Genomic DNA, 18386 nt, shown 5'->3' with positions numbered 1-18386 from the left:
TCAAACTATCCTGTTTTTTAGTGAGGATTTGTAGACAATTTAGGGGTTGTTGTTGAAAAAAAACTATTGGGGACGACATCTTTCCAGAGTTGCAGGTATTTATCATGGCCTAATTTCCCCCGGAAGTGCCCTTTTCCTCCATCATCTCGCCACGGTCCCTGACTGGATGGGTCGCTTAGGTCAATTCCCTGACTGGTGTAAGGAACGTTGTTTAATACCTGTTGTATTTTGTCATTAACAACGCTTGTATTCAGATTCAAAAAGTCAACGCCTTCCTTACTTAATTTAAAAGCCAGTTGGGGATGATTGGCCTGTACGGTTCGGGTATGGTTAATGACAAAAACAAAATTCTCATAAAGTGTGGCTAAATACTCCGGAGAGACATCGTTTCCTCCATGTTCCACCAAAACACCCCGTACGCCCGTAATGGGAATGTACTTGTAGAAAGCAGCTTCGACCGGACGATAAGGCATCCAATATTGATCCTGTCCGCCAAACCAGTCAAATCCAAAGGGTTCCCGTTTAATATTTTTCATGTTCATCCATACGTTGGAGCCTCCATAAGCCGTCATATACAACAGAATAGGAACATTTAAACGTTGCACAAGAGTATCTCCAAAACGGCCCCACATCCAGCTATGCACTCCAAAAGGCCCGATATTGGATGTTGTAATGGGTTGAAAAGTGTAGGGAAGATCATCAAGATTCTGAAGTTTGCCGGGTTCATCAGGGATGGAGGGATTTCGGACGGTAGCAACCGTGCGTACCCGGGCATCGGAAGCAGGTTCATCGTAGCCGGGATCTCCCGCCAGAAAGCTATGTCCCCATAGCAATAAAACTTCTCCAACACCGACTCGCTCCACCTTTCGGGAGGTTCCATAGACAGGGACCGGTCCTGTGCCGGAGGGAGAAAATTGCATAACAGTCCTGACTTCCAGACGATAGTCCCCTCCGGTAAGCCAAAGGCTGTCGGTATACCGACCATTCGAAGTTTGGAACGTATCATTTTTAGCCACCCCACCCTGAATAGGTGTTAAAAGGGCTATGATCGCTACGGCATTGCTGTCGCAAGTGCCGGAAATCCGTAATAGCCCCTGATTGGAATTGTTGCGCTGAATGATTTGATTCGGTTTTGGAAAGTCAACCTCTATCTGCCTTCCAACGATAATGCCTTTATAAAAGGTCGTATTGGTAGCTTTTGTTGAAAAACCCGGCTTAAACAGAATGGATTTACCTGCGGAATCAATGGTGGAAGGGGGTTGGGCCAGGGTACTGTTTCGAGTAATATATCCCGAAATGGTTGCGGTGTTGCCGGTTCTGAGATTTTTTGTTTTGGAGATGGAATCAGGCTCAAAAGGAACCGGAAGAATGTGATGGGCAAAGCTGAACCCAATGAAAAATACATTAAAAACTACCGAAAGTAGACTTCTTTTCCTCATAATCTCGCTACACATTTAGTCTTGAACTATTTGATTTTTAGATGTATATAATTGTTTTTTCGCTCATTTATTAATGTAGGGTAAATAGGTAGACTAAAAAAAAGAGCTATCTCAAGCATATAGATTTGAGATAACCCATGTATTAAGTATAAATTGACTCAGTGCCCAAAGGTAAGTGCAAAGATTTAAAATTGGTATATTTATTAATTGTATTTTTTTGAGAAACCAGATGAAATATCCCAATCGGTCAGTTAGCCAAAAGAGTATTTGGGGATAACATCTTAAAATTCAGATACTTTGTCTGTATGCTTTATTTTAATTTTTTTTTGTACTTTATTCATAATTATAGTTTTCATAAATTTTAAAATCTACTTACTGTAAACAAGTTCTTGGGTGATAGAGAATGAAGTATCAATGTGGTTATTATTTGCGCATCCATCTAACCAAACGACTTCCGGTATTCAAAGAACCAAAGAATAATATTTTTCTCCCGGATTAGCCTTCAATGAGAGATACTATTATATGAGCGAATAATGTGGCTGTAAAATAAAGTAAAGGCTGTAAATCATTGATTTACAGCCTTTGGACTTTTACTTGGTAAATTATTCAGGTTAAGAAAACATTCACAAATTGATCGAAAATTTTATCGGTTACTTTTTCAGTGCATTTTCAAATAAAAATACACCGTTTTTATTGGCAATGACAATGTCAGGTTTGCGGTCTTTGTTTATGTCCTGGACTACAATATTCAGTCCTGCACCGGAATCATTATCAATGATGTGTTCTGTCCAATAAGGTTGTTTGCCGGGGGTTAAGTCAAACCACATCAGATACGAAGCATCGGCATCGCCGGGATCGCGGCCGTGATGGGCTAAAAATCGCTTGCCGGTAATGTATTCCTTGCGACCATCCCCGTTTAGATCGGCCATGATGGAGGAGTGAGTTTGGGCAGTGGTGGTACTCATGAGGTTGGTTTTGAAATTGATTTTACCTTCGCCATCCGTGATTTGTTGGTGCCACCAAACGCCCAACGCATGGGCTGATGCACTGATGACGTCGTTCTTTCCGTCGCCATCTACGTCCAATACCTGCATGTGGGAGCAGGGTTCGCCCAAATTGACCGGGTAAAATTTCCAGTTCCCGGATTTATTGTCGGTGGTTCCTTTAAACCAGCCTTCCCGCACTACCACATCGTTGAGGCCATCTTTGTCAACATCGCCGTAACCGATTCCGTGGGAAAAGATCTCGGTTCCGGGTACATTTTCGGCGCTTAGTGCGTACCGTTTCCATTCCGTGTCTCCCTTTTTAACGGGTGCTTTCAGCCAAATGACCTGTTTTTTTTCTTTATCTCCGCAAAGAATATCCAATCGTCCGTCGCCATCCATGTCAATAAATCCCGGCGATTCGTTGGCAATACCGACCGAATCGGCAATAATGTGTTTTGCCCAAACGCCCGGCTTGTTGTGTGGATTTTCAAACCAGAAAGCAGGTTTTCCGGGGAAGTCAATGATGACAACATCGTCCCAACCATCCAAATTGACATCCATTCCCATGTTCAGAAAGGAATTACTGTACTCTTTTCGGGGGTTAAATACGCGTGACATTCCAAAACCTACGGCCTCAGAGGGGGCCGCGCTTGGCTGGGCGGGAGCCATTTCGTGTTTAGTCCAGGAAGGAGCTTCAAACCAGTAATAACCTGCCACAATGTCTAATTTCCCGTCTTTATTCAGGTCGGCCACCGCAACTCCTTCGGAGATAAAATCGCCGGTCAGTTTGGTTTTTTTGAACCCGCTTTCCAACATAGTGGTCATCGGTTGACTGTAAGAAATACCGCAGGTGAAGGCCAGAAATACAGTTATGAGATATTGATTTTTCATGTTTTTAAGGTTTATTTTACTGTATTTGTCCTTCCGAAGGAATCTAAGTTACCGCGATATAGATTCCTTCGGAAGGACAAATACGCTTTATTTCCCTACTGCTTCATCCAGTAACATCTGACTTTCGTGGTTTTCGTGCGAATGCGATTTTCCCAAACGGTCTTTCAGGTCTTTCAGTAACTTCTTGGAATCTTCCGTACCGATTGCTGTAACGCGCTGAATGGTGTAGGGCAACAGTTTAGGCATTTTGGAGGTTTCAGCCATTTGAAGCGCACGCTTCGTATCTACAACCGACAGAGGTTCTGCCGCATACCAAAGCATCAGCGGCAGGTTGTGGTCGTCTTTATCTTCGGATTTTTGTACAAGTGCTTCCACAACACCCCATCTTTGGGAGGGTTCCAGTCGCAACATCGCTGAAGTAAGATAAAGTCTGACCAACGCTGATTTGTCATTTTTTGCCAATTCAGTAAAACGGTTCATCGTTTCGGGAGAAACAGTTTTATTTTCGGTTACCAACTGAATAGCCCAGCTTCTAACGTATTCACTTTCATTGGCCAATAAATCGTTCAACTCTTTTTCGGTTAACCCCTTGGTTACGTGAAGCGCCCACAAAGCGCGTAGTTTGCGGGTTTCATCAGGATTTTTGGCAAGAATTTCTTTTAGCGCTTTGTGTACTTTCTTATTCGGTCCGCGTTCCTGCAAAATGGTTCTGGATTGGCGTACGTACCAATCGTTGGCATGTAGCTGATAATTAACCAATTCCATATCAGAAGCCTTGGACAGATCTACCTGCACCCATTTGTCATTTTCGTGCGAAATCTTGAAGATGCGTCCCATGGTTTTGTTATGAACGTCCGGGTTGGGACTATGGCATTGATTCTTGTCATACCAGTCGATGGCGAACACGGAGCCGCTTGGGTCGTATTTGAAATTCAGCCACTGCGACCATGAATCGTTCATTGCCATAAAATCTTCTCTGTGCTGTACGGTATATCCCGAACCGCTTCGCTGCGGATGGTCACGATTGAAGCGGGCGCCGTTGATATTGTTCATAAAGATGTCATTACGGTATTCCTGAGGCCAGGAACCGCCCAAATAGATCATCGCGCCGGCATGGGCGTGACCGCCTCCTTTGGCGGCCGAACGGAAATTTCCGGCATGAGGACCGCGTTCGCCCACCCAGTGTACGTGGTCGGCGGCGGTTTTGATGTCGTCGTAGGTATAAGGATTGAAATGTTTGCCGGCTTGCCGTTGGTAACGGGCGTTTTGAATGATATGGTACATGTGCGGAATCACACAGGCCGTGATAAAAGGTTGACCGTAGTCGTTAAAATCAATACCCCAAGGATTGCTGGTGCCTTCGGCAAATACTTCAAACTGATGATTGGTAGGATGGTATCGCCAGACGCCGGCGTTGATCTTCGTCCGTTCCGAATCAGGTGCGCCGGGTTTTCCTACGTTGGAATGGGTAAATACGCCATGCGTTCCGTAAAGCCAGCCATCAGGGCCCCATCGTAAGCTGTTGAGTGTTTCGTGGGTATCCTGCGTCCCCCAACCATCCAGCAATTTTTGCGGTGGACCGGCCGGTTTATCATTTTTGGCATCAATCGGTACAAATAAAAGATAAGGAGCTGCACCCAGCCAAACGCCGCCCATACCCACCTCCATGCCGCTGACCAGATTCAGGCCTTCCATAAATACTTTGCGTTTATCAAGTGTGCCGTCACCGTTGGTGTCTTCAAAGATCAGGATGCGGTCTCGGCCCTGTCCTTCGGGAGCCGGAACGGGATAGGTGTGCCCTTCCACGACCCAAAGTCGGCCACGTGAATCAATTGTAAAACAGATAGGGCGAATGATATCGGGTTCAGCCGCCGCCAACGTGATCTTAAACCCTTTGGGTGGAGTCATGGCTTTGGCCGCTTCCACGCCTGAAAGCCCTGCATTCAGCACAGGATCGAGCGGCGGAAGAATGATGATGTCTTTTTGCTTCAGCTCGTTGGGAAATTCCGGGCGAGTGGGGTAGAAGAGAAATTCATCAAAGTTGATGTGCGCCCATTTATCGTGCGGAATGTACGGAATTTGGGAAATTCCTGTTTCGTTATCAATGATCTTGATGTAAATATCTTTGGTTAAATACGCCTGAAGGTCTACAACGACGGGTTGCAGGTTAGCACGGCCTTGGCCCGTAATATGAAAAATAATTTCGTTTGTACCTGCCAGGCGCAACTCTACACGCGTATCTTCCAAGGCCCCTCCCGATACTTTGAACGCCGCAAAAGGTTGAGTTACTTTAAAAGGAACAGACGTTAATGTTCCCGTTGATTTTGCATTAACGGTACCACCGCTGCTTAGAAAATACTTCCCTTCAAAACCGATTTTCATTTCCTTCTCATGGATAGGAGAGGGGTCTTCCGTAATGAGTGGATTGTTAAAGGCAGTACCGGTGGCGGTCCAGTCTTTTAAAGAACCTGTTTCAAAATTAAGGTTTAAAGGCTGCCCATCCTTTTGAGGTACTTGCCCCTGCATGACAGCGGTCGAAATGATTCCCTCTACTACCTCAAAATTCCCCACCATCCCTGCTGCCCGGTGGCCCGGTACCGAGCAAAAGTAAGTGTCACTTTTGTCGGCGGTAAAAATGAGGGTTGTACTCATGCCTTTTTCCAAAATGGTCTTACTTTTTATCCCCATTTTTTCCAGCGCAATGTCGTGGGTCATCAGCTCGACATTGGTGATCTTTATCCGTACTCTGTCGCCTTTATTGGCTTTCAGCGTAGGGTTTCGTGCGCCATCCGGGCTGAAATAACCAACCATAGAGGCTTCCAACGCGTAATCGCGGTCAAAGCGTGTCGTATCGGTTTGCGGTTTAGAGGATTGTTGAGCGTTGACGTTGCCGGATGCAAAAAAAAGGACAGCAAGTAACGGTATAAGCAGACGGTTAAGGTACATAAGATGAAAAAGAGGTTTGTTTATACGAATTCCTCTTAAAATTATTAAATAATCTTGGTTTTTGGCAATTTTCGAGGCTAAGAAAAAAATACCCCGAGTTTCAGGAATCGGAAATCAAATAATTGCCGAAAATTAGCCGGCGCGACAAAGAATGAGGATTTGGTACCCCGGTTATTGGTGTTGTACCGATGGCATCAAAATTTAGAATACAAAGTAGATAATCAATAAATCATAAAACAATCGGTATTTAATTTACCTTATCCATTTAAAATCATGGCAACCAAACCAAGTAACACCGAAAAAAACAAAGAAGCGGATGAATTTCCGGGCTATCCGCTGTATCCGCCAAGCGAAGATATTTACAGTCGCGCAACCAAAGAAGAAGACATTGATCCCGATGATCCTTCAAGAACTAAGGAACTGAACGATGAGGCGGATCAATGGAATGAAAAGGATTTTAAGGATGATGTTTCAGGCGGTGATTTGGATGTTCCGGGCGCTGAACTGGACGATGACTTGGAGGAGATCGGCTCAGAAGATGAAGAAAATAATTATTATAGCCTGGGAGGTGATAACCATATCGACCTTGAAGAATACAAAGGTGAGTAGAATTGAATTGATTCTCCTTTTTTTAATTTACCGGCAGACAGGCAGCAATACGTTTATGACAATGCTGTCTTCTGCCGGTAAATAGGCGAAAGAACCAATTGTATACTTCTAAAACAGCACTTACATGGCACGCTCCCGCTACACACAACACTCCCGGCGCTCAGGCCAACCTTCGCAAAATATTATGGGTGAGATGTTTCAGAAAACACCTTGGTGGGTATGGATCGTGGTTATGATTGTACTCATTCTGCTTTGGAAGTTTAACGGCTGATAAAAATGGCTTTTTGAATAGGATAGGGGTTTTTACGCTACGATTGTAGAAAAAACTACACTTTTAAAACCGCTCCAATGCCGGCACGATTACTTTAAGAAGTATAGCGTATAACTTTTAACTTCTACGGCAATGGAACGGAACGGCAAACATATTTCGGTAAAAGGAGTAGCTTTTGATATCTATGATAGAACGCCTTGGTGGGCATTTATGTTGGTCACAATTTCCCTAATGCTTATTGGGAAATTTATTGGCTAACTACTATATAGCTTAAAAATTCAACGAAATATCGATACAAAAAGGTACGATTCCCTTTCGTTGTCCGGTTGAAACACTTAATGATGTCCTGCGGGTATCAAAAACAAAAGGGAGCTGTCGGCTCCCATTTTTGTGTTCAGATTAGTTATCTCTAATTGTATCTTCTCAAAATTTGACTGACATAAGGTTCCAGTTCTTTAAAAGGTTTGATGTCCCACCCCTTGTCATAATGAGCTACACAGCCATTGGCCATTCCTTTTGCACTATCCCATACACAAAGTTTGAAAATTTTTCCAAAATCAATCCCAAGATCAGACCGCTTTGTTAACACATTTACTTCAAACCGGTATTTCCCAATCTTGCCACCGTGCCATCCCAACGTGGCATTTATAATTTGCTCCGCTCTTAAATTTAAAAAATAATCACGCTCTGTTTTTAATTTTAAGAGGAACTCCTGCTCACTCATTGGCTTCAAAAGATATTCCATATTTGTAGGGTATTTTGAGAGTATGGTAATTTTTTTATAGAACAAATTTAAGAGAATTATACATTATAGAAAGTCTCTAGGGTAGTTTGAGGTATAAAAAATGTAGATTTATCTAAAAAAAGACTTTTTTGACGAAATTTCAACGCATCCATTGCTTCGTTTTTATTCTACTGCACCAATTGACGGAGGGTTGGCACGTTTGGTACTGTAAAAATCATCATTGATGAAAGACTGATACAAACCTGCCTTTTTAGCAGGTGACGCTGAGAGTAACTTGAAACTTACCTCGTCGGTTAGCCCTGCCATGGAAGAAGTCGCAAAATAACGATTGTTGGTGTTCAGGCTCGGCGTGGTTGAGCTTTGCTGACTCCACACGTTGTCTTTGGAAGAGGTCTCGACCTGATTGAATGATAAATTGTTAAAGATCTGAATATCGCCTCCCTGAAGATTATACACATCTACCACCACGCCTACGAATACCGTTGGTTTTGTGGTGTTCATTTTACCAACTGTATTGTTAAATACCTTAACGTTACAGTAAGTGCTTATGCCCGGAATAATATTATTCTCAAAACTTTGTACCTCCAGAGCGCTGTATTTACGACTGTTCCAGACAATGTTGTTATACAAAAGTACTTCTTTGGGTTTGGTACCTTGTGAAAAAGGCCAGAAGCGCACAAAGTTCCCCTGGTGGTTGGTGCATTTATTATGGTGAACGCTGCCGTTGCCCAACAGTAAAAAGATACCGTTATGTTTTTCAGTATTGGCATTGATCTCATCCAGTGTATTATGATGAATATCACATCCCTCTACATTTCCCATGTATAAAAGGGTTTCGGAAGTTGGGCAATTTTTAAATGTGCAATAGGCTATTTCAGGGTTTTTGCAAAAGCCGTTGTTAATTGCACCCGACAATTTGTTAAGACCTCCGTCGATGTGAATGGGTCCGGTGTTCTCAAATTCGCAGTTAAGTAATTTGAAATCAGTAAAAGCTGTGGCATCAGTGCCATCGTAAGGGGTTGGATTATTGTAAGAGATGGCATAGTCGTTAACATTTTTCAAACGGATTCCCTCCAACGTCAGCCCATGAGGAATGCTTCCTGAGAGCGTAATGGCCCGATAGTTGACATCGTGAAAAAAAATGTTCTTACTTTTCTTATAACCGGTTATGACCAGATTGGAAACATTTTCAAGTGAGAGTCCGCCGCCGCTTATTTCCACCGAGCCATTGGCAACCAAGGTGATAGGTTGGCTTGGCGTACCCGTAAGATTGGAAAAGGAGAGGTCTGTGTAAGTGCCGGGAGTGATGGCTATAATTTCTCCCGGTCTGATACCAAGAGAGCCGCCATCGACGGAAAGGTTTCCAGACCCTGTTCCAACGGTACGGGTAGGAGTGAGTAATTGGTCTTCCTCTTGGGGTTGACTATCAATAGGCGTGGCGCCTCCTTTGCATCCCCCAAAGAGCACTAAAAAGAAGAGCAATATCAAAGTGTAGGGTAGGGAGTGATTTTTATGGACTTGACAGTTCATAACTTGCATTGATTTTCCAAGAACGTCTATTTATGGGTATATTAATTATCCTTTCGGAAGGCCGGAACCGGGAGTTATAATAAAATAGGGTAAAATTAACTATCCGGCAAAATCAACTGGAAATGATAACAGGGTACAGCTATGAACGATGGCAAGATCGGTTTATTACTGCTTATGTTCACATTTCCACTTGAATGGCTCTAAACAAAGTTAAGAAGAGTTGCGATAATTTCCAAAAGCGGGGATACTAAAAATCAGGCTATTATCTGTTAAGTACAATATGTTTTCGTTTTTAGCTTACCCGGACTTTATAGTAACTTAACCTGAGAAGTCGGCGAAATAACCGATACCGGCCTTCTGAACTTCTACTGACATTGGTAAGACCATAAAGTATAAAAGCCCCAAAACAATGAGTTTCGGGGCTTTTATACTTTATATGAAGGAATACTTTCTTTTACATCTTTTTAACCGAAACGGCGCTGGGACCTTTTTGGCGTATCTCGATTTCGAAAGTTACTTTATCGTTTTCCTTAATAGGGCCACTCAGTTCATTGATATGGACAAAGATACTTTCCTGGCTCTTGAGGTCTCTAATGAATCCATAGCCTTTTTGTTCGTTGAAGAAACTAACCACGCCTTCCCGTATGATTTCTACAGGTTCATTGATTTGTTTCGCTACTCCCAGTGTAATGTCTTCACTATTAACTACTTTCTTTTTCCTTGGATCAGGAGGCGTATTGGTGATGTTCCCATCTTCGTCGACATACGCGATCATGTCTTCCAGAGATTGTCCCTTTTTGGCACTTGCCTGACGCTCCTCTTTCTTTTCCTCCTTGTCCTTTTTCTTCTTTAATTTTTTCTTTTCTCTTTCTTTCTTATTAAATGTCTCTTGTGAACTAGCCATATAGTATTGGTCTTAATCTTTGTATCTGTTTCTCAAAATTAATTGGAGTTTAAAACAGATTGGTTTATTAAATATGAATGAATAACAATCAAAATGCCTGCATAAGTCTTAATTTTATGCCAACAGGATTGGAAGGGCACCTGCTTACCGGGAAATGCTGAGAAAAATGTTGGTATTCCGTTTAATCGTAACGCAAATATGGGGGTAATAATTTCCAATTGTTTTAATTATATATTTTGGGGTGAATCCAAATCATAAAATACAGTAAGATGAGTTCCGAAAAATAGCCATTTCGAGATTTTTTGCCCATTTTTAAATAGAGAAAATCCGAGGTATTTAATTGATTTTATTTTTAATGGGTTGAATATCAGATATTTGTAATATTGTAATTGCCTGATACAATCCTTGAATTTAATTGGTGTCGATTTTTGAAAAAAACTGAATTATTTTGAGGAGACAAATTTTTTGATTTGCCCTTTATAATGATCAAGGACATACAGTTCCCGATTGGCATCCTCACCAAAAGAAGAAATAGAGCCGCCTCCGCTCATGAGTAACTCATGATAGGTTTTTGAAGTACCATCATGGGTCAAGGCCCAAATATTTCCATTGCTGTAGTCGCCAAATATGTACTTGCCTCGCAGTGCCGGTAAGCGTGAGCCTCGGTATACAAAACCACCTGTAACTGAAGTGCCGTCGCTTCGTGGGTATTGGTGTACCGGGTCAATGAGACTATCGGATAGATTGCAGTCATTGCGAGGGTTATAGCAACGATTGGCTTCCTTGAGTCGCCATCCATAGTTCCCCCCTTTTCTGATGATGTCAATTTCTTCAAATTCGTTTTGTCCTACATCACCCACCCATAATTGTCCCGTTTGGGCGTCAAAACTGAATCGCCAGGGGTTTCGGAGGCCATACGCGTAAATTTCCTCTTGAAATCCCTCTTTGTTGCCTACATAAGGATTGTCGGTCGGAATTCCATAGTTCCCTTTGTCGGTTTTCGTAACATCAATACGAAGTATTTTACCAAGCAGTGATTTTCTGTTTTGGGCATAATTGTGTTGATCGCCCCAAGCGCCGCCATCGCCGGTTGAAATATATAGGAGACTGTCAGGGCCAAATGCCAGTTTTCCGCCATTGTGGTTGTCGTAAGGTTGCGAAAAGGTAAACAAAATCACTTCGGAAGATGTCGATGCTTGGGCGTCTTTGTAAGAAGCAACTTTATAGCGGGCAATGACAGTTTGTAAAGGCTTGCGTTGGGTATAGTTAACGTAAAAATACCCATTCTTTTTAAAATTGGGGTCAAAGGCAAGGCCCAATAACCCCATTTCGCCGCCATCGCTTACCCGGTCACGAATGTCCAGATAGGTTTCTGCTGATTTAGTCGCAGAATTATTATCAAATACTTTAATTCGCCCTTCCTGTTCCAGTACGAAGACCCGGTTGGTGCCGTCGCCTGCGTGGGTAAACTCAACAGGTTCATGAAACGATAAATTAGGGAAAGCATTCTCAAGTTGATGATTGGAGGTAGAGCCGGGAATCAATTTTTGAACATGACTTTTTTCATTGAACTCATACATCAACAAAATCAAAAAGGCAATTCCTACTGCAGCAACCAACAAAAGCAAAGTGGCTGTTCTTTGTTTGAGGGGAGTCATTATCATGGGTAAAAAGGATAGGAAAACAAAAAGTTCAAATATACGTTTTAATTATAAGTTACCTCAGGGCAAATTGCTACTTCTTATTATCTTGTACTGTTTTTGAAGCGACAAAGTGCCGGACGGGCCTTTTTTGTCAAATTTTTAACGTTTATCACTAGTAAAAATAGTGTAAGACCAACTTTACTTATACTAAACCACCCGAACAACATGAACCGTAGAGATGCTATTCAGCACGTAGCTGTCCTGCTAGGAAGCGTGATCTCCGCTCCGACAATGGCAGGAGTATTGGGACAAAGATTAAATGTAGGGGAGAGTGTTCCCGTTACTGCCGAACAGGAGGCATTTTTGTCCGATTTAGCCGACGTCATTATTCCCACAACCAATACTCCGGGTGCAAAAGCGGCCGGCGTCGAAAAATTTATTGTGCGAGTAATGCGTGATTGCTATCCCAAAGAAGATCAAACTTCATTTTATTCCGGACTTACACAACTCAATACCGATAGCCGTACCGCTTTCGGAAAAAGCTTTGTTGAGCTGGACTCAAAGCAGAAGATCGACGCCGTCAAGGCGCTGACAGTAAGTAACAAGCCCTTCTTTCTCCGTATGAAAGAATTGACGGTAACGGGCTATTTTACGTCAGAGATCGGAGCCACCAAAGCGATGGAATACCTTCCTATCCCGGGGCGTTTTGAAGGATGCGTTCCTTTAAAACCCGGCCAGAAAGCATGGGCTATTTAGTCTTCAATGAATGGCCCATTAGAGTGAGAATGTCCTAAAAGGAGTAGTTAATTTTTACTTTTCAATTAAGAACCGATGTACCTTAATATAGATGCACAAAAAGAAGTGACTTACGATGCTATCGTGATTGGCTCGGGAGTTAGCGGTGGCTGGGCAGCCAAAGAATTGACAGAAAAAGGCCTGAGGGTGCTGATGCTCGAAAAAGGGCATAAATTAGAGCACGTATCAGGCTACGAAAATGCCATGAAAGACCCTTGGCAATCGAACTATAACGGACGTTTGACTGAAGATCAAAAAGCAACGCACCCGAAACTGAGTCGTGACTATCCTTACAATGAGATGTCCGAAAAATACTGGATGAATGACTCGGATTCTCTATATAAAGAAGTAAAACGTTTTGACTGGTTTCGTCCCAATATCGTGGGTGGAAAATCCATCATGTGGGGACGTCAGTCGTATCGTTTGAGCGATATTGATTTTGAAGGAAACCTCAAAGACGGCATTGCAGTAGACTGGCCGATCCGTTACAAAGACATTGCGCCTTGGTACAGTTACGTGGAAAAAATCGCGGGGATATCGGGGGAGAAATTAGGCTTGCCTCAATTGCCCGACAGCGAGTTTTTGCCGCCAATGGACATGTATTGCGTGGAAAAAGAAGTGCGCAAACGTATTGAGAAAGAATTTCCCGGTCGTAACATGACGATTGGACGCGTGGCCAATTTATCAAAACCTACTCAGGTTCAAATCAATAACGGCCGTGCGGCATGTCAATACCGTAATAAATGTGCTTTGGGTTGTCCGTTTGGGGCTTATTTCAGTACGCAATCGTGTACGTTGCCACCGGCGGTAAAAACGGGATTGTTGACACTGCGCCCTGAATCGGTGGTGACCAACCTGATCTACGACGAAAACAAGAAAAAAGCTACCGGTGTACGCATCATTGATGCCGTAACGATGGAAGAGAAAATCTACCATGCAGGATTGATCTTCGTGTGCGGTTCGGCATTGGGTTCAACGTCTGTATTGCTTAACTCAACTTCCAATCGCTTCCCTAACGGTTTTGGAAACGATAGTGGTGAACTGGGCCACAACCTGATGGATCACCACTTCCGTACGGGAGCCAGCGGAACATGGGAAGGGGATACCGATAAATACTATTTCGGCCGTCGCGCTAATGGTATCTATGTGCCACGCTACAGAAACATCGGTAACGACAAGCGTGATTATTTACGCGGTTTTGGTTATCAGGGCGGCGGAAGTCGCGCGAGCTGGCAGCGAAATGTAGCCGAATTGAGTTTCGGAGCAGATTTTAAAGACGAACTCACCAAACCGGGACCGTGGTCTATGGGCTTGGGCGGTTTTGGAGAAACGCTGCCTTATCACGAAAATCGTATGTATCTCGATCCTAAAGAAAAAGATAAATGGGGCATGCCGTTGGTTGTATTTGACGCAGAACTCAAAGAAAACGAGAAAAAAATGCGTGTTGACATGGCCAACGACGCCGCAGAGATGTTGGAAAAAGCGGGAGTGAAGAATGTGAAGTCGTATGACCGTGGCTCATGGTTGGGAATGGCCATTCACGAAATGGGAACGGCACGGATGGGGCGCGATCCTAAAACATCGGTGTTGAATGGAAATAACCAAGTACACGCCTGTAAAAACGTATTTGTTACAGATGGCGCATTCATGGTTTCCGCTTCCTGCGTTAACCCATCGCTTACCTATATGGCAATGACGGCTCGTGCGGCTGATTTTGCCGTGAAAGAGAAGAAAAAAGGAAACATATAGTATTTCCGATCACTTAAACAGCCGCTAAGACGTGTCGTTTTAGCGGCTGTTTGTTTTTAAAATACTTCGTCTGCTTACGAGATTCCGGGCTCCCATGTTCTCTATTATTACGAAATTGATAGGTTCTTTAATACAATTGTTTGCAAATTGAACCCATGAGGAATGTTTTTTTGTATTTTACTTCTAAGCATACCGGCTGCAAAGGCCCAACAAACTATTAGTTTAACGGATACTTTGGACAAATTAATAGGTTCATGTTGATGACGAGTGACGCAGATTTCTACTATTTCACCTGTTCGGTTATTGTCATTTTATCAGATAAGCTACTGAATTTGGCCGAAAGTACTTTTAGTGTTGCAGCTTGCGCGCGGTTTTCAGCCGTGATTTGTTGGCGATGTTCACTCAGTTGTTGACTTTCTTTTTGTAATTTTTCAATCTCTTCCTGTTGTTCCTGTAAGGCTTTGACAAGGATGGGAATCAAATCATTGTAGCGCAATGAAAGGTAGCCATTTTCGTCCTTGTGAAGTAATCCCAAGTCTTTGATTCCTAATTTATTGAGTGCCTCTTCTACTTCCTGTGCTATTAATCCCATTTCATGTTCGGAATCGGCGTTGCCTTTGCGGTGATAAGTCACAGGTCGCAACTCTTTAATAAAATTCATGCCTAACCCAATCGGCTGTATATTTTCTTTCCAACGGTGGTCAGAAGAACAGTTCCACGCTACCTGAACGGCGGCATAAGTAGTGGTATTGCTGCCTACTCTGACCTGATTATTGCCTGAGGCAGAAGGAACGTTGGCACTGAAACCGATCAAAATATTATTGTTGCCCGTACTGACTTGGGAAGGAAAAGCTTCTACCTCTGCGCCAATGGCAACGTTTTGATTTCCGGTGCTTAAATTGTAAAGCGCATTGCTGCCAAATACCGTATTTTGTGTTCCGGTAACGGTCGTTGATGAACCATAGGAGAGAGCATCGTAGCCAACAGCCGTATTGAACATAAGTGTATTTTCGGGAACAACTCGGTTCATAGCCATTACTCCTATGGCAGTAGTGCGGACGGAAGCGCCTCTGTTAAGGCCAATGGAAGTACTTTGAGAAACGTAGTCGTAGCCAAAAAATGCGCCGGTTGAAAAATTTTCGCCAATGACCGTATTGCCGCTCCCGGCCTTTTTTACCTGTAACGCTTGATAACCTATTGCTACATTAAAACTGCCGGAAGTATCCTGATAAGCAGCATAAGCGCCTAACGCAACATTTCTTATGCCTTTAAATTTGCCCGTGCCGGCCAATCCATACCCATACAACGCCGAATAGCCTACGGCAACATTCATAAAGGGGGAAGTTAGGGAGTCAACCTGCATCATTGCCCGGCTGCCAACAGCGACATTGCTCTCACTGTATTTACTGTTATATAATGCTCGGTAACCTATTGCTTCATTTGATTGGTTGGAGTGATTATAAAGTGCTTGGCTGCCGGCTGCCGTATTGGCACTGCTATTGGCACTTTTGAGCATACTGTAAGCGCCACTTGCTGTATTGAATTCGCCTGTTAAGTTCTCTTTCAATGCCTGATATCCACTGCCGGTGTTTTCCTGTCCGGAGGTGTTTTGCATTAATACCTGAAAACCAATGGCTGTATTTTTGATACCTATATTGGCCGAAGGTGTACTGCTTCCCTGTAGTGCATAATTGCCCAGTGCGGTATTGTAAGTGGTGATGCCGGTGGCGCGGTTGTCGGCATAATTCATGGCACGATACCCCACGGCCGTACTGCCGCTGTTGGCGACATTGGAATAAAGGGCTTCTGTTCCCAATGCCGTATTATAATTGCCGGCGGTATTGGAAAATAAAGTAAATGCGCCTACCGCTGCATTGTGTGTCGTTCCGGGATTGTTGTTTCGCAGAGCGCTTCTGCCGAGGGCCATATTGTTATAAAAGTTGGCCGTACTGTTGCTGCTAATGCCTTTAGGAGTAAGGGTAATGGAGCCATCGGTGCTTTCTTCGACCGATATCTGGGCTTGGAGAAACAAGGGGCAAAGGAAAAGTAGGAAAAGAATGTATCTGTTTTTCATGTGTATGCTTTATTGAAATGAGACAAAGGCTATTTTTTGAACATCTCTAAACGCTCCAGCAAGGCATCCGTCTGAGCATTAAGTGAGGTAAAATCAAGCGCGTTGGCATTAGCCAATGGGAGGTAGTTGTTCTTTCCGGTTTCGAGTTGGGCTTGTTGCTCCTGTACTGCTTTGATGAGTGGTGCTACGAGATCATTGTAACGTACCGTCAGAAATCCCTTGTCGTCGGCGTGAATCATCCCCCAATTTCTGATTCCAAGCTGAGGCATTGTTTCCTGCAATTCTTGGGCAATAAATCCCATTTCACGGTCAGGGGATGGGTTATTGGTGCGGTGATACACCACCGGGCGCAGGGCTTTGATAAATGTCAAACTGTTTGGGAGGGATTTGATGTGTTCTTTCCAACGTTTGTCAGAGGTGATCGTCCACGCTACCTGTACACCTGCATAGGAGATGGAACTGTTGCCGATTTTGACTTGGTTGCTTGCTGTTCCCGAAGGTACTTCGGCACCGTACCCAATCACCGTGTTGTTGGAACCGGTGGTAATGTTGTTGCCCGCAAAAGTGCCTACCACCGTATTCTGACTTCCCGAAGTGACATTGACCAAGACACTGTCGCCGATGGCAACGTTGTTTCGGCCGGTGTTGTCAGCAGACGTGATACTTCCCCGCATGGCTTTATAGCCTACTGCAGTATTGAACGTTTGAACGCCGGCCGTTTGGTTGTCAGCATACCGCATAGCTTCGTATCCCACGGCGGTACTTCTGATATTGGCTTTGTTGTTAAACAGTGCATAGTAGCCGATGGCCACATTGTTGGTACCGGTTGTATTGTTGTAAGCGGCATTTGCTCCAATGGAGACATTATTGTCGCCTGTGGTATTACTTGTAAGAGACATATCCCCGGCCGCAGTATTGCTGCTGCCCGATTGGTTGGATGATAATGAACTGAAACCGGCTGCTACATTGCCCGTGCCCGACGAAAGTGTATTGTAAAGTGCCGTGTAACCAATCGCTACATTGAAACCGCTTAGGTTGCTGCCGGTATTTTCGGTGTTGCCCATCGCACCTCGCCCGATGGCGGTCATGCGCCCGTTGGCTACGTTTTTTTGTAAAGCGGTGTAGCCTATGGCGGTGCAGCTATCACTATTGGTGGCCATTTCCATTGCTTTGTTGCCATAAGCTACGTTGTTGTTTCCCAGAACCATAGATGCCAACGCTCTTGTGCCGTAGGCAACACTGTTTTCAATAAATGCCGATGAACTGCTGCTGTTATTTAATGACTGTGCACCAATGGCCGTATTAGAACTGCTCTCCCTAACATAGTGCATGGCACTTGCTCCCACTACCGTCGTGTAGGAAGCCCGACTTAAGGAAGATGGAACTCCATAAGGACTGCCTGTAAAAGCCTCCGAACCTACGATCACATTACCACTGACAGTCGCATCATCAGAATCAATCAAAGAAAATACGGAGGCTCCCATGAGGGTATTTTCGTTGCCGGCCAAACTATAACGATACGTAGCGGAACCGATGATGGCGTTATTGGAGCCCGTAGCTGCCTGCCCATCATCCACTCCAAGTACCGTATTTTGAATGCCTGTTCCTCCCGAACCTGAAATTTTTCCGCCAAAATATACATTGGAAGGTGTCAATGGCCCTAACAATGTTCCTGTCATCCCGCGCGGGGTGATTTGCAATGACCGGTTAGAACTAAGATTTGAATAGACTTGGGCTTGGGCTAACTGTATGCCCCAAAGTAAGAATATAAAAAGACTAAGTATTTTGTTCATTTTCTTAGAAA

Annotated in this window: 13 protein-coding genes; 4 read left to right on the top strand and 9 right to left on the bottom strand. The window is 43.8% G+C overall.

What is annotated here, in order from left to right:
* Positions 1-17: 17 nt before the first annotated feature.
* From ACQY73_RS03755 to ACQY73_RS03745, 3 genes are all read right to left on the bottom strand, one after another.
* The gene (locus ACQY73_RS03755) at positions 18-1439 is read right to left on the bottom strand and encodes a hypothetical protein (RefSeq protein WP_428661657.1); all 1422 of its coding nucleotides are present in this window, start codon (positions 1437-1439) and stop codon (positions 18-20) included.
* Between the two features lie 650 nt (positions 1440-2089).
* Positions 2090-3316 (bottom strand): FG-GAP repeat domain-containing protein, encoded by a 1227-nt coding sequence (locus tag ACQY73_RS03750; RefSeq protein ID WP_428661655.1) that lies wholly within the window; start codon positions 3314-3316, stop codon positions 2090-2092.
* A gap of 87 nt (positions 3317-3403) precedes the next feature.
* On the bottom strand, positions 3404-6262 hold the full coding sequence (locus tag ACQY73_RS03745) for a PVC-type heme-binding CxxCH protein (protein ID WP_428661652.1): 2859 nt from the start codon (positions 6260-6262) through the stop codon (positions 3404-3406).
* A 273-nt stretch (positions 6263-6535) separates the two neighbouring features.
* Here ACQY73_RS03745 and ACQY73_RS03740 point away from each other — a divergent pair, with 273 nt between their 5' ends.
* Together ACQY73_RS03740 and ACQY73_RS03735 are read left to right on the top strand one after the other, a co-directional pair.
* Complete coding sequence (locus tag ACQY73_RS03740) at positions 6536-6871, top strand: hypothetical protein (RefSeq protein WP_428661649.1); 336 nt, start codon at positions 6536-6538, stop codon at positions 6869-6871.
* A gap of 124 nt (positions 6872-6995) precedes the next feature.
* The gene (locus ACQY73_RS03735; RefSeq protein WP_428661646.1) at positions 6996-7142 is read left to right on the top strand and encodes a hypothetical protein; all 147 of its coding nucleotides are present in this window, start codon (positions 6996-6998) and stop codon (positions 7140-7142) included.
* Between the two features lie 409 nt (positions 7143-7551).
* Here the strand turns inward: ACQY73_RS03735 and ACQY73_RS03730 are convergent, their stop codons facing one another.
* The 4 genes from ACQY73_RS03730 to ACQY73_RS03715 form a co-directional block, all read right to left on the bottom strand.
* Entirely contained in the window at positions 7552-7887 is a 336-nt protein-coding gene (locus ACQY73_RS03730; protein ID WP_428661643.1) for a DUF7678 domain-containing protein, read from the bottom strand.
* A 162-nt stretch (positions 7888-8049) separates the two neighbouring features.
* Positions 8050-9417, bottom strand: coding sequence for a hypothetical protein (locus ACQY73_RS03725; protein ID WP_428661640.1), 1368 nt, complete (start codon positions 9415-9417; stop codon positions 8050-8052).
* 454 nt (positions 9418-9871) lie between these two features.
* On the bottom strand, positions 9872-10321 hold the full coding sequence (locus ACQY73_RS03720; RefSeq protein WP_428661637.1) for a cold-shock protein: 450 nt from the start codon (positions 10319-10321) through the stop codon (positions 9872-9874).
* Positions 10322-10764: 443 nt separating this feature from the next.
* Positions 10765-11985 (bottom strand): PQQ-dependent sugar dehydrogenase, encoded by a 1221-nt coding sequence (locus ACQY73_RS03715; protein WP_428661635.1) that lies wholly within the window; start codon positions 11983-11985, stop codon positions 10765-10767.
* Positions 11986-12189: 204 nt separating this feature from the next.
* Between ACQY73_RS03715 and ACQY73_RS03710 the strand changes: the two genes are divergently transcribed.
* Both ACQY73_RS03710 and ACQY73_RS03705 read left to right on the top strand, forming a co-directional pair.
* A complete protein-coding gene (locus tag ACQY73_RS03710; protein ID WP_428661632.1) occupies positions 12190-12720 on the top strand; it encodes a gluconate 2-dehydrogenase subunit 3 family protein in 531 nt (176 codons plus the stop codon).
* A gap of 75 nt (positions 12721-12795) precedes the next feature.
* On the top strand, positions 12796-14508 hold the full coding sequence (locus ACQY73_RS03705) for a GMC oxidoreductase (RefSeq protein ID WP_428661629.1): 1713 nt from the start codon (positions 12796-12798) through the stop codon (positions 14506-14508).
* A gap of 283 nt (positions 14509-14791) precedes the next feature.
* Here ACQY73_RS03705 and ACQY73_RS03700 read toward each other — a convergent pair whose 3' ends face one another.
* Complete coding sequence (locus tag ACQY73_RS03700) at positions 14792-16582, bottom strand: tail fiber domain-containing protein (protein WP_428661626.1); 1791 nt, start codon at positions 16580-16582, stop codon at positions 14792-14794.
* 29 nt (positions 16583-16611) lie between these two features.
* A complete protein-coding gene (locus ACQY73_RS03695; RefSeq protein ID WP_428661624.1) occupies positions 16612-18375 on the bottom strand; it encodes a tail fiber domain-containing protein in 1764 nt (587 codons plus the stop codon).
* Between the last annotated feature and the right edge of the window lie 11 nt (positions 18376-18386).

It is taken from the genome of Runella sp., from assembly GCF_965279615.1.
In the GTDB taxonomy this organism is placed as follows: Bacteria; Bacteroidota; Bacteroidia; order Cytophagales; family Spirosomataceae; genus Runella.
Note: the sequence above shows the minus strand (reverse complement) of the source record. Positions and strands in the feature narration are given on the sequence as shown.

Excerpts from the sequence above, each read along its gene's own strand:
- ACQY73_RS03700 (WP_428661626.1), bottom strand. The coding sequence starts at position 16,582 with ATGAAAAACAGATACATTCTTTTCCTACTTTTCCTTTGCCCCTTGTTT.
- ACQY73_RS03735 (WP_428661646.1), top strand. The coding sequence starts at position 6,996 with ATGGCACGCTCCCGCTACACACAACACTCCCGGCGCTCAGGCCAACCT.
- ACQY73_RS03750 (WP_428661655.1), bottom strand. The coding sequence starts at position 3,316 with ATGAAAAATCAATATCTCATAACTGTATTTCTGGCCTTCACCTGCGGT.
- ACQY73_RS03745 (WP_428661652.1), bottom strand. The coding sequence starts at position 6,262 with ATGTACCTTAACCGTCTGCTTATACCGTTACTTGCTGTCCTTTTTTTT.
- ACQY73_RS03740 (WP_428661649.1), top strand. The coding sequence starts at position 6,536 with ATGGCAACCAAACCAAGTAACACCGAAAAAAACAAAGAAGCGGATGAA.
- ACQY73_RS03715 (WP_428661635.1), bottom strand. The coding sequence starts at position 11,985 with ATGATAATGACTCCCCTCAAACAAAGAACAGCCACTTTGCTTTTGTTG.
- ACQY73_RS03730 (WP_428661643.1), bottom strand. The coding sequence starts at position 7,887 with ATGGAATATCTTTTGAAGCCAATGAGTGAGCAGGAGTTCCTCTTAAAA.
- ACQY73_RS03710 (WP_428661632.1), top strand. The coding sequence starts at position 12,190 with ATGAACCGTAGAGATGCTATTCAGCACGTAGCTGTCCTGCTAGGAAGC.
- ACQY73_RS03695 (WP_428661624.1), bottom strand. The coding sequence starts at position 18,375 with ATGAACAAAATACTTAGTCTTTTTATATTCTTACTTTGGGGCATACAG.
- ACQY73_RS03720 (WP_428661637.1), bottom strand. The coding sequence starts at position 10,321 with ATGGCTAGTTCACAAGAGACATTTAATAAGAAAGAAAGAGAAAAGAAA.
- ACQY73_RS03725 (WP_428661640.1), bottom strand. The coding sequence starts at position 9,417 with ATGAACTGTCAAGTCCATAAAAATCACTCCCTACCCTACACTTTGATA.
- ACQY73_RS03755 (WP_428661657.1), bottom strand. The coding sequence starts at position 1,439 with ATGAGGAAAAGAAGTCTACTTTCGGTAGTTTTTAATGTATTTTTCATT.
- ACQY73_RS03705 (WP_428661629.1), top strand. The coding sequence starts at position 12,796 with ATGTACCTTAATATAGATGCACAAAAAGAAGTGACTTACGATGCTATC.